22 protein-coding genes and 1 pseudogene are annotated in these 23,209 nt (G+C 65.3%); 11 read left to right on the top strand and 12 right to left on the bottom strand.

Annotated elements, in window-relative coordinates; genetic code table 11:
* Positions 1 to 8 precede the first annotated feature (8 nt).
* The 4 genes from VIQ49_RS16525 (at position 9) to VIQ49_RS16510 (ending at position 4,118) form a co-directional block, all read left to right on the top strand.
* Entirely contained in the window at positions 9 to 674 is a 666-nt protein-coding gene (locus VIQ49_RS16525) for a FadR/GntR family transcriptional regulator (RefSeq protein WP_331886523.1), read from the top strand.
* Positions 675 to 817: 143 nt separating this feature from the next.
* On the top strand, positions 818 to 2,329 hold the full coding sequence (locus VIQ49_RS16520; protein WP_331886521.1) for an aldehyde dehydrogenase family protein: 1,512 nt from the start codon (positions 818 to 820) through the stop codon (positions 2,327 to 2,329).
* A 209-nt stretch (positions 2,330 to 2,538) separates the two neighbouring features.
* Positions 2,539 to 3,093 carry a TetR/AcrR family transcriptional regulator gene (locus tag VIQ49_RS16515; RefSeq protein WP_331886536.1) on the top strand — a complete coding sequence of 185 codons (555 nt, stop codon included), beginning with the start codon at positions 2,539 to 2,541 and terminating at the stop codon, positions 3,091 to 3,093.
* A 44-nt stretch (positions 3,094 to 3,137) separates the two neighbouring features.
* Positions 3,138 to 4,118 (top strand): DUF389 domain-containing protein, encoded by a 981-nt coding sequence (locus tag VIQ49_RS16510; protein WP_331886519.1) that lies wholly within the window; start codon positions 3,138 to 3,140, stop codon positions 4,116 to 4,118.
* Positions 4,119 to 4,177: 59 nt separating this feature from the next.
* Here VIQ49_RS16510 and VIQ49_RS16505 read toward each other — a convergent pair whose 3' ends face one another.
* Genes VIQ49_RS16505 through echA20 form a run of 4 tightly spaced genes read right to left on the bottom strand, consistent with a single transcriptional unit; the run spans position 4,178 to position 7,763 of the window.
* On the bottom strand, positions 4,178 to 5,245 hold the full coding sequence (locus tag VIQ49_RS16505) for an NAD(P)H-dependent flavin oxidoreductase (protein WP_331886517.1): 1,068 nt from the start codon (positions 5,243 to 5,245) through the stop codon (positions 4,178 to 4,180).
* Positions 5,242 to 6,075, bottom strand: coding sequence for a CoA-transferase (locus VIQ49_RS16500; RefSeq protein WP_331886515.1), 834 nt, complete (start codon positions 6,073 to 6,075; stop codon positions 5,242 to 5,244). The genes VIQ49_RS16505 and VIQ49_RS16500 overlap by 4 nt, the downstream gene beginning before the upstream one ends.
* Positions 6,072 to 6,962, bottom strand: a complete 891-nt coding sequence (locus VIQ49_RS16495; RefSeq protein WP_331886513.1) for a CoA transferase subunit A — start codon at positions 6,960 to 6,962, stop codon at positions 6,072 to 6,074. The genes VIQ49_RS16500 and VIQ49_RS16495 overlap by 4 nt, the downstream gene beginning before the upstream one ends.
* 6 nt (positions 6,963 to 6,968) lie before the next feature.
* Positions 6,969 to 7,763 (bottom strand): (7aS)-7a-methyl-1,5-dioxo-2,3,5,6,7,7a-hexahydro-1H-indene-carboxyl-CoA hydrolase, encoded by a 795-nt coding sequence (gene echA20, locus VIQ49_RS16490; RefSeq protein ID WP_331886511.1) that lies wholly within the window; start codon positions 7,761 to 7,763, stop codon positions 6,969 to 6,971.
* A 91-nt stretch (positions 7,764 to 7,854) separates the two neighbouring features.
* Between echA20 and VIQ49_RS16485 the strand changes: the two genes are divergently transcribed.
* The 3 genes and pseudogenes from VIQ49_RS16485 to VIQ49_RS16475 form a co-directional block, all read left to right on the top strand.
* Positions 7,855 to 8,634: an SDR family oxidoreductase gene (locus tag VIQ49_RS16485; RefSeq protein WP_331886509.1), complete on the top strand. Its 780-nt coding sequence runs from the start codon at positions 7,855 to 7,857 to the stop codon at positions 8,632 to 8,634.
* A gap of 34 nt (positions 8,635 to 8,668) precedes the next feature.
* Positions 8,669 to 9,589 carry an SDR family oxidoreductase gene (locus tag VIQ49_RS16480; RefSeq protein ID WP_331886507.1) on the top strand — a complete coding sequence of 307 codons (921 nt, stop codon included), beginning with the start codon at positions 8,669 to 8,671 and terminating at the stop codon, positions 9,587 to 9,589.
* A pseudogene (locus tag VIQ49_RS16475) lies at positions 9,586 to 9,810 on the top strand (hypothetical protein); the annotation flags it as partial. The gene VIQ49_RS16480 and the pseudogene VIQ49_RS16475, both read left to right, overlap by 4 nt.
* A 337-nt stretch (positions 9,811 to 10,147) precedes the next feature.
* Here VIQ49_RS16475 and VIQ49_RS16470 read toward each other — a convergent pair.
* Positions 10,148 to 10,801 carry a GNAT family N-acetyltransferase gene (locus tag VIQ49_RS16470; RefSeq protein ID WP_331886505.1) on the bottom strand — a complete coding sequence of 218 codons (654 nt, stop codon included), beginning with the start codon at positions 10,799 to 10,801 and terminating at the stop codon, positions 10,148 to 10,150.
* 88 nt (positions 10,802 to 10,889) lie between these two features.
* Here VIQ49_RS16470 and VIQ49_RS16465 point away from each other — a divergent pair, with 88 nt between their 5' ends.
* Complete coding sequence (locus VIQ49_RS16465; protein ID WP_331886503.1) at positions 10,890 to 11,276, top strand: VOC family protein; 387 nt, start codon at positions 10,890 to 10,892, stop codon at positions 11,274 to 11,276.
* Between the two features lie 4 nt (positions 11,277 to 11,280).
* Here VIQ49_RS16465 and VIQ49_RS16460 read toward each other — a convergent pair whose 3' ends face one another.
* The 3 genes from VIQ49_RS16460 to VIQ49_RS16450 form a co-directional block, all read right to left on the bottom strand.
* A complete protein-coding gene (locus VIQ49_RS16460; protein ID WP_331886501.1) occupies positions 11,281 to 12,981 on the bottom strand; it encodes an alkaline phosphatase D family protein in 1,701 nt (566 codons plus the stop codon).
* 121 nt (positions 12,982 to 13,102) lie between these two features.
* Positions 13,103 to 13,582, bottom strand: coding sequence for a nitroreductase family deazaflavin-dependent oxidoreductase (locus tag VIQ49_RS16455; RefSeq protein WP_331886499.1), 480 nt, complete (start codon positions 13,580 to 13,582; stop codon positions 13,103 to 13,105).
* A gap of 6 nt (positions 13,583 to 13,588) precedes the next feature.
* On the bottom strand, positions 13,589 to 14,755 hold the full coding sequence (locus VIQ49_RS16450) for a steroid 3-ketoacyl-CoA thiolase (protein ID WP_331886497.1): 1,167 nt from the start codon (positions 14,753 to 14,755) through the stop codon (positions 13,589 to 13,591).
* 159 nt (positions 14,756 to 14,914) lie between these two features.
* Here VIQ49_RS16450 and VIQ49_RS16445 point away from each other — a divergent pair, with 159 nt between their 5' ends.
* Positions 14,915 to 16,201 (top strand): cytochrome P450, encoded by a 1,287-nt coding sequence (locus tag VIQ49_RS16445; RefSeq protein ID WP_331886495.1) that lies wholly within the window; start codon positions 14,915 to 14,917, stop codon positions 16,199 to 16,201.
* Between the two features lie 263 nt (positions 16,202 to 16,464).
* Here the strand turns inward: VIQ49_RS16445 and VIQ49_RS16440 are convergent, their stop codons facing one another.
* The 4 genes from VIQ49_RS16440 to VIQ49_RS16425 are packed head-to-tail and all read right to left on the bottom strand — an operon-like array spanning position 16,465 to position 20,214.
* Entirely contained in the window at positions 16,465 to 16,908 is a 444-nt protein-coding gene (locus tag VIQ49_RS16440) for a nuclear transport factor 2 family protein (RefSeq protein ID WP_331886493.1), read from the bottom strand.
* Positions 16,909 to 16,964: 56 nt separating this feature from the next.
* On the bottom strand, positions 16,965 to 18,140 hold the full coding sequence (locus tag VIQ49_RS16435) for a thiolase domain-containing protein (RefSeq protein WP_331886491.1): 1,176 nt from the start codon (positions 18,138 to 18,140) through the stop codon (positions 16,965 to 16,967).
* Positions 18,140 to 19,198 carry a thiolase domain-containing protein gene (locus VIQ49_RS16430; RefSeq protein WP_331886489.1) on the bottom strand — a complete coding sequence of 353 codons (1,059 nt, stop codon included), beginning with the start codon at positions 19,196 to 19,198 and terminating at the stop codon, positions 18,140 to 18,142. The genes VIQ49_RS16435 and VIQ49_RS16430 overlap by 1 nt, the downstream gene beginning before the upstream one ends.
* Positions 19,195 to 20,214, bottom strand: a complete 1,020-nt coding sequence (locus tag VIQ49_RS16425; protein WP_414731646.1) for a Zn-ribbon domain-containing OB-fold protein — start codon at positions 20,212 to 20,214, stop codon at positions 19,195 to 19,197. Before VIQ49_RS16425 ends, VIQ49_RS16430 begins: the two co-directional genes overlap by 4 nt.
* Before the next feature lie 65 nt (positions 20,215 to 20,279).
* On the opposite strand from VIQ49_RS16425, the gene VIQ49_RS16420 reads away from it, so the two are divergent.
* Together VIQ49_RS16420 and VIQ49_RS16415 are read left to right on the top strand one after the other, a co-directional pair.
* Positions 20,280 to 21,317 (top strand): LLM class F420-dependent oxidoreductase, encoded by a 1,038-nt coding sequence (locus VIQ49_RS16420; RefSeq protein WP_331886487.1) that lies wholly within the window; start codon positions 20,280 to 20,282, stop codon positions 21,315 to 21,317.
* A 430-nt stretch (positions 21,318 to 21,747) separates the two neighbouring features.
* Positions 21,748 to 23,136 carry an ABC1 kinase family protein gene (locus VIQ49_RS16415; RefSeq protein WP_414731648.1) on the top strand — a complete coding sequence of 463 codons (1,389 nt, stop codon included), beginning with the start codon at positions 21,748 to 21,750 and terminating at the stop codon, positions 23,134 to 23,136.
* Positions 23,137 to 23,209 lie beyond the last annotated feature (73 nt).

Here is a 23,209-nt window from a genome sequence, read left to right as displayed (position 1 = left end):
GTTTAGGTGTGGCGCAGATCCGACGAGAATCGCTGGCCGAGCAGGCGGCTGGACTCTTACTGGGCCGAATCCGTTCGGAGGAATGGGTTTTGGGTGCGAAGCTGCCCGGCGAGACCACACTCGCCCTGCAACTCGGCGTGGGGCGATCCACGGTTCGTGAGGCGATTCGGGATCTCGCGGGCCGCGGGGTGCTCCAGTCCAGGCAGGGCTCGGGCGTGTTCGTGACAGCCCTCGACGTCGCCGACGATTGGGATCTGGTGTTGAGGCGGGCGGACATCAATGCGGTCATCGAGGCCCGGTGCGCCATCGAGGGGGAGGGCGCCGCGCTGGCGGCCGAGCGGCGCACCCCCACGGAGATCAGAGCCATGCGGCGAGCGCTCAAGTCACGCGACGAGCACCGCTCCGGTCTGGAAGCGCATGTCGATGCGGACATGGTGTTCCATCGGTGCATCGTCGAGGCGTCACATAACGAGATCTTGCTGGGTCTGTTCGACGAGTTCGTTCCGCGCCTGCGCGCGGCGATGATCGACATGCTGCGAATCCGGGGAGAGTTCGGTAGTGATGCCGATCAAGATGTCCATGCCGATGTCCTCGACGCCATCGTCCGACGTGACGGGGAGGCGGCCCAGGCCTTGAGTCGGGCGCACCTGCAGTCCATGCGCGATGCCCTCTGACCTGCGGCGCGTGCCCCGCGGCGGTGCCCACCACGCGAGGCGGTGGCGCGCCGAGTGTGAGGTGGCGCATACTTGATTGCAACAGACTTGGACTTTCGTTCCAATGTCTCGCAACTAACCAACGGCTTGTGGAGGTTCGCGCAATGACAAAACCGGCAGATGTGGCAAAGCGGCAGGTCCGAACGGAGAAGTCGGCGGACACGCTGTCTTTGCAGGCGTTGCTAGAACTGCAGCGCGCGGCATTCCTGCGCGACGGGATCCCGGATGCCCAGACCCGTATCGACCGGATCAACCGCCTGCAGTCGTTGCTCCTCAACCACGCCGAGGAGCTCGCCGAAGCTCTGAACGAAGACTTCGGTACTCGTCCCCGGGAGCTGTCGATGGCTGCGGACGTCGCCGGCTGCATGGTTGATCTGGCCCACCAGAAGAAGCACCTGACAAGCTGGATGAAGACGTCGACGCCGGGCAAGTGGCTCGCCCGCGCGGGTCTTCGTCAGGAACTCCGCCACGACCCCAAGGGCGTCATCGGCATCATGGGTCCGTGGAACTTCCCGCTGAACCTGACGATCGTTCCCGCCGGGTCGGCGTTCGCCGCCGGCAACCGCGTGCTGATCCGTCCCTCGTCGGTCACCGCGAAGACCACCGCGGTGCTCGCCAAGTACGCGCCCCGCTACTTCGACCTCGAAGAGCTGGCCGTGCTGACCAGTGCCCACGGAGGTGGATCGGACTTCGCCAAGCTCGAGGTCGACCACATGTTCTTCACCGGCTCACCCGAGGTGGGCGCTTCGGTGGCCGCCGAGGCGGGCAAGAATCTGGTGCCGGTCAGCCTGGAACTCGGTGGCAAGAACCCGGTTGTCGTCGACGCCGATGCCGACATCGCAAAGGCCGCCACCCGAATCGCGGATGCCCGACTGGTCAACGGTGGTCAGGTCTGCCTGTGCCCCGACTACGTGTGGGTGCCGGAGGCCAAGCTCGGTGAGTTCACGGATCGGGTGCTGGCCCGCTGGCGCACGAATCTGCCGACGATCAAAGACAATCCGCACTACACGTCGACGATCAACGAGAAGAACTTCAACCGCATCGTCGGCCTCATCGACGACGCCGAGTCCCTCGGCGCCACCAAACATCAGGTGATCCCCGCCGGGGAGAAGCTGCCCGATGCCGGCACCCGCAAGATCCCGCCGACCCTGCTCACCGGGGTCAAGGCCGGAATGAAGATCGAAGAGGACGAGGTCTTCGGCCCCGTGCTGACCGTCTACCCGTACCGCGAGCTCGACGAGGCGATCACCCACATCACCAGCCATCCGCATCCGTTGACGATGTACTGGCACGGTGACCGCAACGACCGGTTCTACCAGCTCGCCGACTCGACCCGGTCGGGTTCGATCAACGGTAATGACTTCGCCCTCAACATGTTTGGGCCGGACCTCCCGTTCGGCGGCATCGGCCGCAGCGGCATGGGTGGATACCACGGCAAGACCGGCTTCGACACGTTCTCGCACACGCGGGCGGTGGCGTTCTCGTCGATGAAGGTTGCGGTGTCGGAGATGATGTCCGCACCGTTCACACCGCGTGATGTGAAGACGACCAACTTCCAGCTCAAGTTCTGGAGCTTCCTCACGAAGCGGTCCACCAAGAAGAACCGTCGGAAGTAGTAGTTCGCAGAGTTTCAGTGGTCGATCCGCCACCTGCCGAACTCCCTCACGGAGACGGCCTAGCAACCAAGCGCTTGCTAGGCTAGTCAAGGAGGTGGTTGCAGGTGGCGGAGAGCCGCGGAACAAGAAAGCCCAGCGCGTCCCCGTCCAAGAAACAGGGAGCCGCGCACACTGACCAGGTCAATGGTCGCACGTCACGACGTGACGAACTGCTGGCGGTCGCGAGCGGTCTGTTCGCCGAACGTGGACTACGCACCACCACCGTTCGCGACATCGCCGATTCGGCCGGCATTCTGTCGGGAAGCCTCTATCACCATTTCGACTCCAAGGAGTCGATGGTCGACGAGATCTTGAGGTCGTTCCTCGATTCGCTCTTCGAGACGTATCACGAGGTGGTCGCCGCCGGCCTGCCGGCACGGGAGACCTTCACCGCCTTGGTGATCGCGTCGTTCGAGAGTATCGACCGCGACCATTCGGCCGTCGCCATCTACCAGGACGAGGCCAAGCGCCTCGCGAGTCAGAAGCGGTTCTCGTACATCCAGGACCGCAACCTCGAGTTCCGCGCCCTGTGGAGCGATGTCCTGACCACAGGCGTGGCAGACGGAAGCTTCCGCCCCGACCTCGACACCGAATTGGTGTACCGATTCATGCGCGACACGGTCTGGGTTGCGGTGCGCTGGTACCGGCCAGGTGGCGAGCGGACAGCCCGCCAGGTTGCCGATCAGTATCTGAGCGTGGTGCTCGACGGAATCGTGCCACGCTGATCGCGTAACGGTTTCGGCGGCGCCGGACATGGCAAGCTGACGGGATGCTGCAGATGCGGATCATCGCCCCCGGCGAACACTCCGATCGCATCGTCGAGCTGCTGTGCGAGGACTCCGCGGTCAGCAACGTGACCCTTTATCGTGGCGCGTCGGTGAAGCCCGACGGCGATGTGATCGAGGCCGACATCGCACGCGAGGGCGCCAACGAGGTTGTCGATGTGCTGCGTGAGATGGGTATCCATCGCTTCGGCAGCATCCATCTGGCTACCGTTCGTACCTGGATATCCGAGAGCGGACTGGAAGCAGACCGGGTCACACCCGGGGCGAGCGCCGACGCCGTGGTGTGGGCAGAAGTGACTCAGCAGGCCTACGAGGATTCCGAGTTCAACTGGATCTTCAGCAGTTTCATGGTTCTGGCGACCGTGTTGGTGGCCATTGCCATCGTCATCGATTCGAGCATCCTGCTCATCGGCGCGATGGTTCTCGGGCCCGAGTTCGGGGCCGTGGCAGCGCTTGGAGTCGCTCTGGTCCGGCGGCGGTTCACTCTGCTGCGACGTGCAATGACAACACTTGCCGGTGGATTCGTGCTCGCCATCGTCGCCACGACGATCGCGACTCTCATCGCGCGCTGGCTCGGCTGGGTCACTGCCGCGGACGTGACCGAGTCCAGGCCGGATACATCCTTCATCTACACCCCGGACAAGTGGTCATTCATCGTCGCCTTGATCGCGGGTGTCGCGGGCGTGTTGTCCTTGACATCGGCCCGATTGGGCGGGCTGTCAGGCGTGTTCATCTCGGTGACAACCATTCCCGCGGCCGGAAACGTCGCGCTCGGCGTGGCCTTCGGACTCCGCGACGAGATCCTCGGCAGCGGCCTTCAGCTGGTGGTCAACCTGTTCGGGATGGCCATCGCGGGCTGGATGACGCTGGCGGTGCAGCAGGAGGTCTGGGCAAGTGTGTCGTCCTATCGCGCACGTTTGCTGGCGGGCCGAAGGCACAGCAACCGGCCGCCCAGCGACCGATGATGGTGGCTTTTGGCGAGTAAACCCGCAGGTCGACGTCACCCGAACCCACCATCATCGGGTCAGAACTTGCTGAGCTGGTCCAGCCGCTCACGCGCCTGGGTCATGATCTGCTCGATGAGCTCGGCGCAACTGGGGAGATCGTTGATCATTCCGACCACCTGACCCGACGCCAGCACACCGGCTTCGGTGTTGCCCTCGACAAGCCCGGCCCGCAACAACATCGGGGTGTTGCCGGCCATGATCACCTGTTGCCACGTGCGTTCGCCCGACTTGCGCATGGTGCGACCGTCTTTGAGCATCGTCGACCATTTCATCCCGGTCATCCGCTTGAACTTGTTGGCGTTCTTGGCCGCAGCCGCCAGCGCGGTTGCGCTGTTCCCGGATTCGAGCTTCTCCACCAGTTCGGTACGCAGAACCCGGTGAGGCATGCCGTCGACCTTCGTCGAGACCACGGTGTCACCGAGACCGCGCTCGAGATACTGGGCCTTCACGGCGTCGGGTACGGCACTGTCGGAGGTCAGCAGGAAGCGGGTTCCCATCGCCACGCCCTCGGCGCCGTACGACAGCGCTGCGACGAGTCCACGACCGTCGAAGAATCCACCGGCGGCGACCACCGGGATCCCATCGGGCCCCAACGCATCGAGGACGCTCGGAAGCAGCAGTGTGGTGGCCACCGGTCCGGTGTGCCCGCCGCCCTCACCGCCCTGGACGATCACCGCATCGGCGCCCCACGACGCGACCTTCACCGCGTGCTTGGCCGCACCGATCGACGGGATGACCACGATCCCATGGTCTTTCAGCTTCGCGATCAGGTCGGGTTTGGGTGCCAGTGCAAACGAGGCGACCTTGACCTTCTCGCGGATGAGCAGGTCGATCCGCTCCGGTGCGTCGGTTGCATCGGCCCGCAGGTTGACGCCGAACGGCTTGGTCGTCAACGACTTCGTCTTGGCGATGGCGGCTTCGAGTTCGGAATAGGTCATCGTCGCCGACGCCAGGATCCCGAGTCCGCCGGCATTGGACGTGGCCGACGTCAACGAGGGACCCGATACCCATCCCATCCCGGTCTGCACGATCGGATAGTCGATGCCGACCAGCTCGGTGAACCGCGTCACCAGCGGCGCTGTCATCGTGCTGTCGCTTGGGTCGAGCTCCGCTTCGCTGCGTCTCCGGTCTCCACTGGCCGGACTTCCTTCTCGCGCAATCCCTTCGGATCGATCACCTCGCGGATCAGCCTCAACTCCTCGGGAGAGGGATCACGGGTAACCGCGGCGTCGGCCAGGCCGAACACCTCGAAGCCGGTGTTCTCGGCAACCTCGGCGGGCTCGACGCCGCGGTGCAGCGAGACCGCGCGCATGGTGTGGTCGGGGCCCTCGAAGTCGAAGACGCCGAGGTTGGTCACCACGCGAGGAATGTTCAGGTATTTGAAGGCCGGGTTGTTGTGGTCGATCTTGTCGTAGCCGACCCCGGAGACCACGTCGACGTCGCCGAAGACCCGGGCGGAGTGTTTGGCCACCCAGTAGCTGGTCGGGTGGTTGATCGTGTTGCCCGGGGCCCCTCGAGATCCGAACATCTGCCGTGTCGGATGCTGCAGCGGGCCGAATGCGGACAGGTTCTGATTGCCGTACCGGTCAATCTGGTTGGCGCCCATCACAACATGGCGCCGGCCCGAGGCGACGACGTCGAAGACCTTGCGGAACGGCATCCATCCTTCGATGGCGCCGGACCGTCCGACGGCGGGGGTGTCGGCGAATATCAGCGCTTCGCCGTCGGTGATCAGCAGATCGGGCTCGGTGGTCAATCGGGCCAGCCGGGCACCGATCAGCGGGGTTGTCGCCATCGGAGAAGCCATGGTTTCGCCTGCGCCGGAGAATATCTCGGCGCACGCGATCACGCAGTACTCGGCGCGCGTCACATCTGCCGAGGTGTCGGGGGTGCTCCCTGCGTGTCCTGTTGTCACTGTGCGTCCTCTCGTTCGGCGTTCCACTTCTCGACCTCGGTCTGGTACACGCCTTCGGGCACGGTCAGGAACCGGTCGGAGAACGACTGCCAGGCTTCGGGTGTTCGCGCCGACTCGGCGTAGAACTGCTGGAAGGCTTCGTCGCGGCCGTACTCGCCGGCGAACGTGAAATGTGCACCGTTCGGCGTGTGGACCACCCGGTCGACGTTCAAGCGGTTGAGTAGTAGGCGTTGTACCGGAACCTTTTCCACCAGTTCCTCCGTGGTGACCAGGCGGTCGGTCTCCAGGTAGCGTCGGGTGGCCGCCGCGCAGTAGAGGTCGTCGAAGTAGGGATCGACACCGGTGTATGCGGCGTTACCGTGGCGGTCGGCGATGTCGAGGTGAACGAATGCCGCGTCGAGTTGCAGTGCGGGCATGGCGATCAGCGTCTGATGGCGACCGTCGTCGTCCGGGTAGGGCGAGGTGACGGTGCGCAGCTCGCCGTCCCAGAAGTTGGGGATGTCGGAGCCGAGGCCGGCCCGGATCGGCAGGAACGGCAGTCGGGCAGCGGCCGCCTCGAGACCGCACTTGACCATGCCCTCGTCCATCTCTCGGACGGTGATCGCGCCGGTGGTACGGGCCTTGGCAAACCAGGGATCGTAGAACGGCGGGGAGTCGAGGGATACGAATCCGTAGTATGCCTTGCTGACTTTGCCTGCGGCGCAGAGTAATCCGAGGTCAGGACCGCCGTAGGTGACGACGGTGAGATCTGTGACGGAGGAGCGGGCGAGGGCTCGCACCAGGGCCATCGGCTTACGCCGCGAACCCCAGCCGCCGATCCCGATGGTCATGCCGCTGCTGACCTCGCCGATGATGTGGTCGAGGCTGCTGGTCTTGTCGGTTGCCATCTGTGATCAGGCCCCCTTACTGGTGGATGTGGTGGAGTTGTTCGTCTCTGATTTGGGTCGGCCGGTCTCGACGAAGGCGTCGCGGTGTTCGTCGGCGACTCCGGCGAGATTCAGTTCGAAGGTGTAACCCTGTTCGAGCCGGTAGGAGGTCTTCACATCCACCGGATCGATGCCGTTGATGGCCTCCTTGGCGGCCCGGATCACGCGGGTGTCCTTCGCCGAGATCTTGCGGGCGATCTCCAGCGCGGCCTCGTCGAGCTGATCACGCGGCACCACCCGCTGCACCGATCCGAAGTGCAGAAGCTGCTGCGCGGTGACGTTCTGCGCGGTGAAGTACAGCGTGCGCATGGTGTGCTGGGGCACGAGTCGGGCCAGGTGGGTGGCGGCCCCGAGCGCACCGCGGTCGACCTCGGGCAGCCCGAAGACTGCATCGTCGGAGGCCACGATCACGTCGGCGTTGCCAACCAGGCCGATCCCGCCGCCCACACAGAATCCGTTCACCGCGACGATCACCGGGACCGCGCAGTCGTACACCCCGGCGAAGGCGGCCGCGCAACCGCGGTTGGCCCCGATCAGGGCGTCGTAGCCTTCGGTGGCCTGCATTTCCTTGATGTCGACGCCGGCGTTGAACCCCCGGCCTTCGGCTCGAAGGATCACCACGTGGGTGTCGTGGTGTTCTCCGGCGGCCATTATCGCGTCCCCGAGTTCAAACCATGCCGCTGACGGCAGGGCGTTGACCGGCGGAAAGTCGACGGTGACCGTGACGATTCCCGGTTCGACCGTAGATGTGGTGATCGGCATCAATGCTCCTCGCGTACCGTGCTGGTGTAGACCAACCAAGCAATTGCTTGGTACCTTAACACTCAAATTGCCGACTCGGAACGGAGCGTGGATGGACCTCGGCTTGCAAGGCCAGGTGGTACTGGTGACCGGTGGCGTGCGTGGGGTCGGCGCCGGCATCAGTGCGGTCCTCGCTGACATGGGTGCCACCGTGGTGGCCTGCGCGCGGCGACCGGCAGAGGCGGCTGATCCGCGGGTCGACTTCGTGGGCTGCGATATCCGTGACGCCGACGCGGTCGCTGCCATGGTGACCGGAATCGTGGAGCGCCACGGAAGCCTCGGCGGGCTGGTGAACAATGCGGGTGGCGCGCCTTTTGCGCTCGCCGCCGACGTGTCACCGCGGTACCACTCGAAGATCATCGAACTGAACATGCTTGCACCACTGCTGGTTTCGCAGGCGGCGCAGAAGGTGATGCGAGATCAGCCCGGCGGGGGATCGATCGTGAACGTGTCGAGCATGAGCGGCCATCGACCGTCGCCGGGAACCGCGGCCTATGGTGCGGCCAAGGCGGGACTCGATTCTTTGACGGGATCGCTGGCTGCTGAGTGGGCGCCGATCGTGCGGATCAATTCCGTGGTCGCGGGCGCGGTGCGTACCGAGTTGGCCGAATTGCATTACGGAGACGCGGCGGGGGTGGATGCCGTGGGCAAGACCATTCCGATGGGCCGCCTGGCATCACCCGAGGATGTGGGCAACGCAGTCGCATTCCTGTTGTCCCCGTTGGCGTCCTACGTCACCGGTTCGACGCTGACCGTGCACGGCGGTGGTGAGAGGCTGGCGTTCCTGGACGCCGCCACCGCCGCGAACTCGGTCACCCCCACCACTACCTGAACATCACTACCTGAACTGACTGAGGAGCCAACTGATGAGTGGAATTGTTGCCGGACGCGTTGTCATCGTGACCGGTGCGGGCCGGGGGATCGGCCGCGAGCATGCATTGGCCTTTGCCCGAGAGGGCGCAAAAGTGGTGGTCAACGACATCGGCGCCGGCCTCGACGGGTCGGCCACCGGGGAGTCTCCCGCCGAACAGGTGGTGGCCGAGATCGTCGCCGCGGGTGGTCAGGCAGTTGTGAACGGTGACGACGTCGCCGATTGGGCGGGAGCCCAGAATGTCGTGAACACCGCGATCTCCGAGTTCGGTGGACTCGACGTCCTGGTGAACAACGCCGGATTCCTGCGCGACAAGATGCTCGTGATGATGAGCGAAGAAGACTGGGACAACGTCATCCGGGTGCACCTCAAGGGACATTTCGCGATGCTGCGCCATGCCGCTGCCTACTGGCGGGCCGAATCGAAGGCGGACCGGGCGCGGGCGGCCCGCGTCATCAACACGTCGTCGGGCGCCGGACTGTACGGGTCTGTCGGGCAAGGCAACTACTCCGCGGCCAAGGCTGCGATCGCGGAACTCACCATCCAGGCGGCTGCCGAGATGAAGGGTTACGGTGTCACGGTGAATGCCATTGCGCCGTCGGCCCGGACCCGGATGACCACCGCATCCGGCGAGGCCATGGCCGCGCAGATGGCGGCGCCCGAAGACGGATCGTTCGACGCGATGGACCCGGCCAACGTGTCGCCGTTGGTGGTCTGGCTCGGGTCGGAGGAGTCGGCACAGGTCAGCGGCCGGGTCTTCGAGGTAGAGGGTGGAACCATCTCGGTCAGCGATGGCTGGCAGCGAAGCATCAAGCGCGACAAGGGTGCTCGATGGGATCCGGCCGAGCTGGGACCGGTCCTGAAGGACATTCTCGAAGAAGCGCCCACACCGATGCCGGTGTACGGGGCACGATGACCACCGCACCCACCGATGGAGAGCTGATCGCAGCGGCGAAGTCGTATGTCGACGCCCTGGTCAGCCATGACCCGTCGGGGGTGCCGTTTCATCCGGACTGTGTTCGCATCGAGCTCGGTGTCAAGACCGGACGCAACGGAAACCACTTGCGGCGCAGTCTGGCCCGTGGACCGCAGTTCCGTCTGATCCACACCATCGGTGACTTCACCGCAGTTGTCACCGATGGAGACGAAGCGAAGCGGAGCTCGACGCAATTCGATGGAGACGAAGCGAAGCGGAGCTCGACGCAATTCGCCGGAGACGAAGCGAAGCGGAGCTCGACCCCGATTGGCCGTGTTGTTCACACCACGTTCTACGTAGACGTCCATCCGAAGCCGCTGCGTCTGAGGGCTCTGGTGACGGAGGGTTTCGAGTTCGACGAGACCGGCCGGATCACCAAGATCGTCGCGAAGTTCGGAATTCCGCGCCGGCACTGACACAAATCCACACACGCTCCACCTATAGGAAGACGCTCCACGTACACGTGGAGCGTCTTCCTATAGGTGGAGCATTTGCGGGCTACGAACTGGGGGCGCGGACCACCATCGGGACACCGGGGAAGTAGGCGGCGAGTTCGGAGCGGCAGCGGCGGAGCGCAGCGGTGCCGTATCCGTGCTTGCGGTGCTCGGGTGCGATCCAGATCCGGACGTCGACCTCGCCGCCGGACAGTTCACCGAAGACGATGCCGACCTTCGAGTCGCCCTCTATGGCGACCAGCCAAACGGCTTCCTCGTTGTGCATCCGGCTGTTGGCGGAGGAGATCTCTTCGGTGATGTCGGCAGCCGGGGTGCCGCTGCCGTCGCCGGCCGCGCCCACGTCGGCGGTCCGGGCGGCGAACAAGTCGGCGTCGCTCTCGTTGAACGCGCGAAGGCGCAGCGTCTCCGCTGTCGACGCCGGACGATCGGTCTGGGTGAAGGTCAGTTGGCTGTTGAGGTCCTCGAGCTCGGCGGCATTGGCGCGCCGCGCCGACACGGTCAGGCGGTCGAAGGCCATGCCGAGAACTGCTTCCGCGCCGATCGCGGGCACCGAGAGGAGCTCGGCGATGGCCGCGACCGCGGCCGGGCGGTCTTCGGCTTCGACGATCGCATCGAGGACGGCATGGCGTTGTTCGAACGCGGCTTCGAGAGCGGCGGTGATGTCGCGGCGAACCGCCGCGCGGTCTGGATCAGTCATGGTGTGAGTCTATTGCGAAACCGCGGGAGGGGTCGGTCGACCCCGGTAAACTCTCCGATGGCCGGGGCCGGTGAAAAGGGGATCGACCATGAGTACCGCCGTTCGGGAACTGTTCCCGATTCTGTCCAGTGGAGACCTAACTCGGCTCGTGGCGTTCTACCGCACCGCATTCGCCGCAGAGATCGTCTACCGGTTCCCGGAAGACGGTGAGCCGCAGTATGTCTCACTCCGACTCGGAACCCAGAGCCTGGGCGTTTCCCCTGATCCGACGGTGCCGTCTGCCGAGGCCCAGGGACGGGTGTCCCTGTGGCTGTACGTCGAGCGGTGTGACCAGGCTTTCGAGTCCGCGGTCGGTGCCGGCGCGACCGCGGTCTCACCTCCGGCAGATATGCCCTGGGGCGAACGGGTGGCCGAGGTCGCAGATCCGGACGGCAACAGGCTTCATCTGGGCCAGGCGCCCGATCAGCCCGAATAGCGGATCAACGCACCGGGCCGGCCGCTGGCTGTATCTTTTTGGCACCGTTGGGCACCCGCCAGGACTGGGCGTACCGCTGGCCCGAACGCGGGTCTTCCCGGCTGGTGATGAAGAACCAATCCATCTGTGTGGCAGCGGGGGTCACGGTGAGCACCGAATAGCCGTGCGCATCGGTGTCGACCCATCGCAGATGGCGGTTGACGGTGGTGAGTGCACCGGCAGCGACCGTGCCCGCTGTGTACTCGGGTACTCCGACGATGTCGTCGACATTGTTCGAGGTCACGGAGGTGACGACGAATTCGGTGCCCACGGTCCCGGCGCCGGGATAGTTGGCGGCGTCGGCGGGCAGTTCGCTGGCGAACGACATGTGGATGTCGCCGGTGATGAACACCGCGTTGTCGATGTTGTTGTCGCGTAATGCCTGGTAGAGGCGTTTGCGGTCGGCCGTGTACCCGTCCCAGGCGTCGGCGTTCAAGGGGATGCCCGCCTGCGGGACACCGAGTAGTTCGGTGAGCGCAGCGGTGGTCTTCGGCTCAAGCGGGGGGATCAGGATGGGACTGATCATCACCGGGTTTCCGATGATCTGCCACGCGGTCGGCGAGGAGACGACTCCGCCGGTCAGCCATGACATCTGTGCCGCACCCGTGATCGTCGCGGACGGACTGTCGGTCGCCGCCGACGTCATCGACTGCTGCTCGCTTCGGTACGTCCGCAGATCCAGCATGGACAGCTCGAGCAGGTTCCCGAAACGCAGGCGGCGATAGAGATGGCGGCCATTCGCGTCGACTTCGGGACGGACCGGCATCCACTCGTAGTAGGCCTGTTCGGAGTTCGCCTTGCGCACCGACCAATCACCTTGGGCCGGACTGTGATTCTCGGCGCCCGACGCGTACGCGTCATTCGCCGATTCGTGGTCGTCCCAGGTGCAGATCCACGGCACGCTGCGATGCGCGCCCTGCAGGTCGGCGTCGGATTTGTACTGGCCGTGCCGGATTCGGTAGTCGGCGAGGGAGACGATGTCGTGCGGTGGCTGGTGCTCACGCACAGACCTGTCGTGACCGACGTATTCACCGACGCCGTATTCGTAGATGTAGTCGCCGAGGTGGACGATCGCGTCGAGGTCGGGTTGTGCTGCCAGATGCCGGTAGGCGCTGAAGTATCCGGCCTCCCAGTTGGAACACGAAGCGACACCGAATCGCACCCGAGCCACGTCCGCGGCCGCCTCGGGAGCGGTCTTCGTCTGACCGGTCGGTGACACGGCACCGGCCGCCGGTCCGCTGACCACACGGAAACGGTAGTGATACCGGGTGTTCGGTGCCAGGCCGCCCGCGTCGACCTTGACGGTGAGGTCGCGGTCGGGGCCCGTATCCGCGGTCCCCGAAGAGACCACCGACGCGAAGCCGGGATCGGTTGCGACATCCCAGGCCACCGAGGCCGAGCCGCCGCGTCCGGACCCCGGTGTGGCGTCGTCGGTGGGCGTGATGCGGGTCCAGAGGATCACGCGGTCCGGCAGCGGATCGCCCGACGCGACGCCGTGGCGGAACACGGCGCCGGATGCGGGATCGGCGGCAGCGGCGCGCCCGGCATAGACCGTCCCGAGGACACCGACGGTCGAGGCGGCGGCTCCGCCGAGGAACGCGCGGCGCGACGGCTGGGTCCGGCCGGTCGTCGAGACGGGGGACTGGGAATCAGGGATTGTTGTCATCGCGCACAAATCCTGGCATACCCACCGGCCCCGAGGATGCAATCGGGTCACCCCGGCAGAGAATTCTTGCCGACCCGCCGATGAACTCTTGGCGGTTATGCCTCCGGCCGCGGTGACGAGATCACTTCGGCTGACAGATGATCACCGGGATCTTGCGATCGGTCCAGCCCTGGTAGGTGTCGAAGTCGGCGTAGATCTCCACCAGCTGCGGCCACAGTCGCGCTCGCTCGGTGTCTGTCGCCTCCCGGGCCCGCATGACCGTGGTCGCCGACCCCTCTTGGATGGTGACATCGGGATTGGCTGACAGATTCAGGTACCAGGCCGGATTCGACGCCATGCCACCCTGCGACGCGACGACCACAACGTCGGAGCCGTCGCGCAGGTAGAGCAGCGGAACCGTGCGGGCTTTCCCGGATTTGCGGCCGATGGTCGTCAGCAGGATGACCGGGACCGGCTTCTTGAAGCCTGCACCGACCCGCCACTTCGACCCGAACCTGCCCCCGCTCATCTTGTAGATCCGCGTGTTCAAACGTGATCCGAGCTTGATGACGGAACCGACGGCTTTGGAGTTGAGGGCCTTGGGGGTTTCCTGCGGGGGCATCAGACCTCAGATCCGTTCGATGATGGTGCCGGTGGACAACGCTCCACCTGCGCACATCGTGATGAGCGCGGTGGACGAATCGGACCGCTCCAGTTCGTGCAGCGCGGTGGTGATCAGGCGGGCGCCGGTGGATCCCACGGGATGTCCGAGCGCGAGCGCGCCGCCGTTGACGTTGACTTTGTCCATGTCGGGCTTGTGGACGTCGGCCCAGGACAGCAGCACCGACGCGAACGCCTCGTTGACCTCGAAGCGGTCGATGTCGGAGATCGACATGCCGGCCTTCGCCAGCACCCGCTCGGTCGACTGCACAGGTCCGTCGAGATGGTAGTACGGCTCGGCGCCGACGAGCGCCTGCGCGACGAAACGGGCCCGTGGTGTGAGCCCCAGCGCCTTGGCCTTGTCCTCGTCCATGATCAGGACGGCGGCGGCTCCGTCGGAGACCTGCGAGGAAGTTCCCGCGGTGTGGATGCCGCCCTCGATGACCGGCTTGAGTTTGGCCAGCGATTCCAGGGTCGTGTCGCGCAATCCCTGATCACGGGCGACGTCGAGGACGGTGCCCGTCAGCTCGCCCTCCTTGGTCCGTTCCGGTGCCTTCAGGGAGAAGATCTCCCGGTCGAAGCGGCCCTCGTCCCAGGCCTGCCTGGCCAGCTGCTGGCTGCGCAGGCCGAGGGCGTCGACGTCCGCCCGGGTGATCCCGCGTCGCGTCGCGATGCGTTCGGCGGCCTTGAACTGGTCGGGCATGTCGATGTCCCAGGAGTCGGGACGCCGGGTCCCGGCACCTTCGAGCATCACGTTGGCTCCGAGCGGCACCGTTGTCATCGACTCGACACCGCAGGCGATGCCGACGTCGATGGTGCCCGTCGCGATCAGGCCCGCGATCAGATGATTGGCCTGCTGGGCCGATCCGCACTGGCAATCGACGGTCGTCGCGCCGGTCTGCCAGGGAAGCCCGGCGTGGAGCCACGCGGTGCGGGTCACGTTGTTCGACTGCGCACCAACCTGCATCACGCAGCCGCCGATGACCTGCTCGACCTCGTGCGGGTCGATTCCCGCCCGTTCCACAAGTGCTTTCTGGGTTGCTCCGAGCAGTTCCGCCGGATGCAGCCCCGACAGCCATCCCGCTCGTTTGCCGATCGGGGAGCGGGTCGCCTCGACGATCACCGGTGTTCCCATGTCATTTCCTCTCATGCGGCGAAAAAGCGTGTTGTCCATACAAAACTAGAACAAGTTGCCAACTGGACACAAGTCCTATTACAGCAGGTAGTGGCCCTGCTGACCATTGTGCTCTACGATCGACTAGAACACGTTCACGTAGAGGATGAGGGGAACGCAATGACGCAGGCCGAGAAGGTGTGCCCATTCGTAGAGGGGTTCGACTTCACCAGTCCTGACCTGTTGGAGCAAGGTATCCCTGTCCGGGAGTTCGCGGAATTGCGCAAGACCGCGCCTGTCTGGTGGAACGCCCAGGAAGAGGGCAAGGGCGGTGGCTTCCACGATGGTGGGTACTGGGTCGTCAGCAAGCACGAGCACGTTCGGGCGGTGTCGAAGAGCAACGACGATTGGTCCACCAACGAAAACGGTGTGATCATGCGGTTCGACGAAGAGATGACGACCGAACAAATCGACATCACCAAGGCGCTGCTGATCAACCACGATCCGCCGGAGCACACCCGCCTGCGCAAGCTCGTGGCGAAGCTGTTCACGCCCAAGGCAGTTCATGCGCTCGAGGAGTCCCTCGAAGAAGCCGCACAGAAGATCGCCCGCGATGCGGCGGCCAAGGGCGAAGGCGACTTCGTCGAGGATGTGGCGGTCAACCTGCCGCTGATGGCCATCGCCGACCTGCTCGGCGTTCCCGCGGAAGATCGCGAGCGGCTGTTCCACTGGTCGAACACGATGATGAACACCGACGATCCCGAGTTCAACGAGCCCGTCGAAGGCCAGGAACTGAGCCCGGCGCAGATCGCCTCGGCCGAACTCCTCGGATACGCCTACACGATGGCCGAGCAGCGCAAGCAGAACCCGCAAGAAGACATAGTCACGGCGCTGGTCCACGCCGACATCGACGGGCAGTCGCTCGAGGAGATCGAGTTCGGCTACTTCGTGCTGCTTCTCGCGGTGGCCGGCAACGAGACCACCCGAAATGCCATCAGCCACGGCATGAATGCCTTCATCGACAATCCGGAACAGTGGGAGCTGTACAAGCGGGAACGTCCGGCGACCGCTGCCGACGAGATCGTCCGCTGGGCCACCCCGGTCAACTGTTTCCAGCGCACCGCCCGTCATGACCTGATCCTCGGCGGCGTCGAGATCAAGAAGGGTCAGCGCGTCGGGATGTTCTACGGATCGGCGAACTACGACGAAGATGTCTTTGAAAAGCCCTTCGAGTTCAACATCCTGCGAGATCCCAACCCGCACGTGGGATTCGGTGGACACGGTGCGCACTACTGCATCGGAGCCAACCTGGCACGGATGGAGATCAACCTGATCTTCAACGCCATCGCCGACCACATGCCCGACATCACCAAGCTCGCCGAGCCCCGCCGACTGCGGTCGGGCTGGATCAACGGCGTCAAGGAGATGACGGTCAACTACGGAACCGGCTGCCCCGTCGCCCACTGAGCGTGAATGACGATGTGGCCCCACCCTGGTAAGGGTGGGGCCACATTGCTGTCTGCAGACGCCTCCCACCCGCCGTCGAGCGGGCTCTTGTCGCCGCCGACCGTGTCTTATCCTCCGTCGAGCGGGCTCTTGTCGCCGCCGAGTGGGCCATAATTGCAAATGACCGTGCCGAGAAGCTCCCGTGGAGAGCAACTTCGGCACGGTCGATGCTCGGAAAGGCCCGGTCGGCGGCGTTTGAGGCCCGGTCGGTGGTGGTTGGTGAGTCAGGCTTTGCGTACCGAGTTGATCGTCTTCTCGACTTCCCAGAAGGCCCGGAGCGCAGTGAGTTTTCCGTCTGAGTTGGCGCGGTAGGTGAAGACGCCGCGGGCCTCGGACACGTGGCCGGAGATGTGGGACACGATCTTGCCGATGTACGCGACCTCGTTGCCGCAGATGATCTCCTCGTCGAACATGAACTCGATCTGTTCGGTGGCGGCGATCGACATGTCCCAGAACGCGGCGATGCGCTCATGGCCGGTGAAGCCGATGCCTTCTTCGTCGAACATCGAGGGGCCGACGGGGTCTTGCACGATCCCGTCTTCGGCGAACAGGTTCACCCACGCCGCCTTGTTGCGGGAGCCCACGTATTCGCGGGACAGCCGGCCCGCGACGACCGCGGGATTGTTCGCGCGGTCGATGTTCATGTAGGCCGGTTCTGCCCTGGTCATGGTGTCTCCGTCATGGGTGTCTCCGTCATGTGGTTCGGCTCGTCTCGGTGGCCCGCTCAGTGTGTGGGCTTGTCGGCGCCGACAAGCCACATCGAGAAGTACTGCGAACCTCCACCGTATGCATGGCCGAGTGCCTTGCGTGCGCCGGCCACCTGGTGATCGCCCGCTTTGCCCTGGACCTGGATGGCGGCCTCGGCGAATCGGATCATGCCGGAGGCGCCGATCGGGTTCGACGACAACACTCCGCCGGACGGGTTGACCGGGAGTTTTCCGCCGATGGCGGTCTCCCCGGCCTCGGTGAGCTTCCAGCCGTCGCCCTCGGGCGTGAAGCCGAGGTTCTCGAGCCACATCGGTTCGAACCATGAGAACGGTACGTAGATCTCGGCGACGTCGATCTCTTCGAGTGGATTGGAGATGCCGCCGGCCTTCCACAGCGCCGCGGCGGCATCGCGTCCGGCCTGGGGGCTGACGGTGTCGCGGTGCGAGTACGACAGCGGTTCGGTGCGCATCGCCGAAGCGTGGATCCAGGCCACCGGGATGCCCTGGGCCACTGCGTCGTCCGCGGTCTCCTCGTCGCCGATGACAACCGCGCAGGCGCCGTCGGAGGACGGGCAGGTCTCGTCGTAACGGATCGGATCCCACAACATCTGGGAGCTCATCACCTTCTCGACCGTGATGTCGGGCTGGTGGAGATGGGCCAGGGGGTTGAGGGCACCGTTCTGGCGGTCTTTGGCCGCGACGATCGCGCCGATGTGGTCGGGAGCACCGGACCGGCGGATGTATGAACGGACGTGCGGGGCGAAGAAGCCACCCGCGCCGGCGCCGACGGGCATCGTGAAGGGGACCGGAATCGACAACGCCCACATGGCATTCGACTCCGACTGCTTTTCCCATGCGATGGCCAGTACCCGGCGGTGCACCCCGGAGGTGACCAGCGAAGCCCCCACGTTGGCGGTGGAGCCACCGACAGACCCGGCGGTGTGGACCCGGATCAGCCGTTTGCCCTCGGCGCCCAGTGACTGCGCGAGCGCGAGCTCGGGCATCATGGTGCCCTCGAACAGGTCGGGTGCCTTGCCGATGACGATGGCGTCGATGTCGTCCATCGACACCTGGGCGTCGGTCAGGGCCTTGTCGATGGCTTCGCGGCAGAGGCCGGCCATCGACACATCATGGCGTTTGGCAACGTATTTGGTCTGCCCGGTGCCGAGCACCGCCGCGCGATAGCGCCCCATCAGTTCTCGCCTTCCCGGTCAGCCCGGCCACTGAGGGCGACGACCATGTTCTGCTGCAGCAGTGGACCGCTGGTGGCATGCGCCAGCGCGGTGTCGGCGTTGCCGCCCAGGATCGTGGTGGCGGCGAATCCGATGCGTTCGAGTCCGGCCGAGAACAGCGGATTGGCCGCCAGTGCTCCGCCGGACGGGTTGATGACCACCGAATCATCCAGTCCGAGTTCGGACTTCAGGATCAGTTCCTGATGGCTGTAGGGCGCGTGCAGCTCGGCGACGTCGACCTTGCGGTTCTTGCCGAGCACGGTGTCGCCGGCGAGCTTCGTCGACGGGGACTTCGTCAGGTCGCGTGCGCCGAAGTTCGGGGTGTCGATCCGATGGTCCCAGCCGGTGATCCACGCCGGCCGGGCGACCAGTTCGCGGGCCCGGTGTTCGCTGGCCAGGATGATCGCGGCGGCGCCGTCTGTGTAGCGGCAGACATCATGGGCGCGAAGCGGGTCGGCGACGTAGTCGGACCGGAGTAGTTCGTCCACCGAGGTGCCGGTGTGCCGGGCGGCGACCGCCGCCATGTCGGCTTCGGTCCAGGCCCCGGAGTCGAGGCCGGCCCGGGCCTGCAACGCGGCGAGTGACCGGGCGTCGGGCCACAGCGGGGCGACGGTGTGCGGATCGGTCTGCAGTGCCAGCACCTGGTCGGTGTTGGAGGCCGACGGCTTTCCGAACCCGTACGCGAGTGCGACATCGACTTCGCCGGTGGCGATCTTCACCCAGGCCTCGTAGAGCGCCCAGGCGGCATCCATCTCCACGTGCGATTCGTTTATCGGTGGTACCGCGCCGATCGAGTCGATCGCGGAGATGAACGAAAATGCTCGCCCGGCAAGGTAATCCGATGATCCGGAACACCAGAAGTCGATGTCGGTGCGGGTGATCCCGAGGTCGGCGTAGAGCTTCTGGAAGCAGGGCACCAGCATCTCGACGCCGTTGGTGGTGCCGAAGGTCTCGTCGACATGCGGACTGTGCGCAAAGCCGATCACTGCGATCGGCGGGATCTCGCGGTATGTGCTCACAGGTGATCCTTGTAGGAGTCGTAGTCGGCGTCGGGTTCACCCGACGGACGGAAATGGCTGATGTTGCGCAACGTGTGGTCCCACTCCTCGCGTGGGCGCCAGACGGCCTCCACCCGCATGCCCATGTGCACATCGGCAGCCTCGGTCTCGAGGATGAGGTGCAGGAACGGGATGTCGGAGCCGTCGAGCAGGACGTACGCGGCCACGTACGGCGGCTTGATCTGCTGCCCGAGGAAGGGAACGTTGACGATGCAGAATGTGGTCACCACACCCTTGTCGGCGAGTTCGACCTTCTCTCCGGTCGGATGCCCGTTGGTCGGGTCGGCGCCGCGCGGTGGGAAGTACACGGGCGCATCCGGTCCGGTGCGTCCGCCGTAGAGCTTGCCTTCCTTCAGGCCCTGGAGATACCAGGTCTCCTCGATGGAGGCGGTGTGGTCGATGGTCAGTTCGATCGGTGTGGTGATCATGGGGTTGTCGCCGAGGGTGACATCGGATGTGTTGGCGGGCACTGGATCCGGTGTTTCGCCGAGCGCGAAGTGGTCGATGTCGTCGATCCGCCCGGTGCGCTCCGACTTCCACACCACGTGCACCCGGACGCCCGTGCTCAGGTCATCCGGCCCGTTCGCGGCGACGGCGTGCAACAGGCTCGTATCGGCGCCGTCGAGGCGGATCAGGGCCCACGCAAACGGTGTCGACAGAGGCTGCCCCTCGATCGGGTCCGCCATCCAGGTCCACGATGTCACGGTGCCCACCGGGGACACCTCGACGAATTCGTCGATCTGATTGCGGGTGACGGGGTCGAACTCGACCGGGGGGACGTAGACGGTGCCGTCTGCGCTACGCCCCCCGATGACTTTGCCGTCCAGCAGCCCCCGTGCAAAACGACCCAGGACCGGCCCGAGCGAGCGGGTGTAGTCGAAGGCGTTGTGCAATGGGGCGGACAGAACGGGGTCGTCGGGGTTCTCGATCGGGGCGACAACGGCGGCAAATCCTGCGGATATCTGGCTCACGCTCACAGAATCGAGTAGAACAGGTTCTAGATTGTCACGCAAGGGTCGGTCGAAACAGGAGGTCGCCAGGGATGAAGCTCGGTCTGCAATTGGGGTACTGGGGCGCTTCGCCGATCCCCGACGCGCCGGCTTTGATCGCGGCCGCCGAAGCCGCGGGATACGAGGCCGTGTTCACCGCTGAGTCGTGGGGGTCCGATGCGTACACGCCGCTGGCGTGGTGGGGGTCGCAGACGTCGACGATCAAGCTCGGGACCGGCATCGCGCAACTGTCGGCGCGGCCCCCGACCTCCGCGGCGATGGCGGCACTGACACTCGACCACCTGTCCGGCGGCCGGCACATCCTCGGGCTGGGGGTCTCGGGTCCGCAGGTGGTCGAAGGCTGGTACGGGCAGCCGTTTGCCAAACCGCTCGCGCGGACCCGTGAGTACGTTCAGGTGATCCGGGATGTGCTGGCCCGTGAGGATCGGGTGACCAATGCCGGGCCGCACTATCCGCTGCCCTATCCGCCGCAGGCCGCCGGGTCTACGGGACTCGGGAAATCACTCAAGCCGATCACCCATCCACTACGCGCTGACCTGCCCATCTGGCTCGGGGCGGAGGGGCCGAAGAACGTTGCCCTCACCGCCGAGATCGCCGACGGATGGCTTGCCATCTACTACACGCCCCGGCTCGCGGACATGTACGAGTCGTGGCTCGCCGAAGGCTTCGCCCGGCCCGGTGCGCGCCGCACTCGCGACACCTTCGAGGTGGCGGCCACGGTCCAGGTCGAGATCACCGACAACGTCGCCGCGGTCATCGACGCCTACCGGCCGACGACGGCCCTGTATGTCGGTGGGATGGGCGCGAAGGGCCAGAACTTCCACGCCGAGGTCTACACCCGGATGGGGTACGGCGACGTGGTTCGTGAGATCGGTGAGAAGTTCCTGTCCGGGCGCAAGGAGGAAGCGGTTGCGGCGGTTCCCGACGAGATGGTTCGGGAGACCATGATCGTGGGCGACGAGGACGAGGTTCGACGCCAGATCAAACGCTGGGAGCAGGCCGGCGTCACCATGCTCATGGTGACCAGTCGGGACCCGGATCAGATCGCTCGGCTCGGTGCCCTGGTCTGAGGTGAACGTGTTCTAAATTTCGTCCGTCTCGGTGGCGCGAGGCCCGGCGGGCCGGCGTAGGACGGACCCGCCGGGGCCTCCGCCCGTCGCTCAGAACAGACCGAGTGACGAAAGCAGTTGGTAGAGCTGGTAAATGCCGATGATGGTTCCGACTGAACCCATGATTGATCCCCGATCTGTGATGTTGTGCGCGGTCTCGTGACCGGCGCACGGTGACCTTATCCACGCGGTCGCGGGTCTGCAGTGCGGTGTGGCGCGATACACATCAGGCCGCGAATGTGCGGGAACCCCCCCTCCCTTGTGCGGGTGGCTGATCCATGAGGTATCTCGCGGAGTGAATGTCCGGAAACATCATGGTCGCGGCGGGTTGTGGGTGCGTAGAGTCGCGAACGTGCCGGATTCACCGATAGATCCCAAGTCGTCGGGCCAGGTGGGAGTGCGCCTCGCGAGGGGACAGAAGATCGGCCGGGTGGTGGCCGGTCATGCCGTCCGCAGCGCGACCGGCAAGCTGATCGGTTCGAAGGCCGATGCCGACGCGAGGGCGCGCAAACAGGACGAACAGATACTCCGCTTCGCCGACGAACTGGTCATGGTTGCCGGGACCATGAAAGGTGCCGCCCTCAAACTGGGGCAGTTCCTGGCCATGTTCGATGTGGGCCTGAGTTCGGAGGCCACCCGGGAGGAGTTCACCGCCCGCCTCGCGCCACTGTTCGACCGGGCACCGGCAGTGGACGACAAGGCGATGATGGCGGTCCTGGAATCGTCGCTGGGGCCGGCGAGGATGGCCCGGCTGGATGTCGAGCCGACGCCGATCGCGGCGGCGTCCATCGGACAGGTCTATCTCGGAACCCTGGACGGTGATCGTCGTGTTGCCGTGAAAGTCCAATATCCCCATGTGAAATCGTCGGTCCGGGCGGATCTGAAGAACCTCGCGTTGATTGTGAAGATGGGCCGAAGCCGGATGCCGGCCGCAAACCTCGACGACGTGGTGGCGGAGGTGTCGAGGCGAATTCTGGCGGAGCTGGACTACGTGGCCGAACTCGCCAATCATCAACGGGTCCATGACTTCTACGCCGGCCACCCGGCCTGGAGGATCCCGCGGCCCCATGCGGAGTTCAGTACCGATCAGGTCCTGGTCACCGAGTACCTGGATGGGATCGGATTTGCACAGGCCCGCGGATTGCCTGCGGAGGCCCGGGACCGCATCGGGGAGGCGGTGTACCGCTTCTACTGCGGCGGCGTGTACGCACGCGGCGAGTTCTGCGCGGATCCGCATCCGGGAAATGTTCTTGTGCTGGCGGACGGCAAGGTCGGGTTTCTCGACTTCGGCCTCTACCTGACCATGGATGAGTCGGATGTTGCGCTGCAGCGCAACATCTTCGGGGCCCTGATCGAGGGTCGTGATGAGGACGTCTACCGGTTGGCGGTCGACGGCGGATTCATCCTCGACGAAGAGGCGATGTCGATGGATCAGTTCGCGGAGTACATGCGCATGGTGGCCGGGTGGCACCTGTCGTCGCAGCGGTCGACCGTGACCGCAGAGGTCGCGCGGCGTACATTCGCCCGCGCTGTCCTGCCCGGATCGGGGCACTTTCGACAGATCCAGCGCCAAGGCCTACTCGAAGCTCATGTGTTCTCTCGCCGGACCGAACTCAGTGTGTGCGAACTCCTCGGGCAACTCGAAGCCACCGCGCCCTGGGGTTCGATCGTCCGGGAGTGGATCTACGAAGACGCGGCGCCGTCGACGCCGATGGGTGTGGAGATCGAGAACTGGCGCGGCGCCCGCGGGCGAGATGGTGTGGCGGGGGACCTGATCTGACGGTGGGCACACGTCTCGCTCCGTTCGACTTCGCATAACTGATGTGTCAGTCTGTTAAAGGTGGAGGGGAGCG

Origin of the sequence: Williamsia sp. (assembly GCF_036566845.1) — a bacterium.
Taxonomy (GTDB): domain Bacteria; phylum Actinomycetota; class Actinomycetes; order Mycobacteriales; family Mycobacteriaceae; genus Williamsia.
This window is presented reverse-complemented; position numbering and strand designations above follow the sequence as displayed.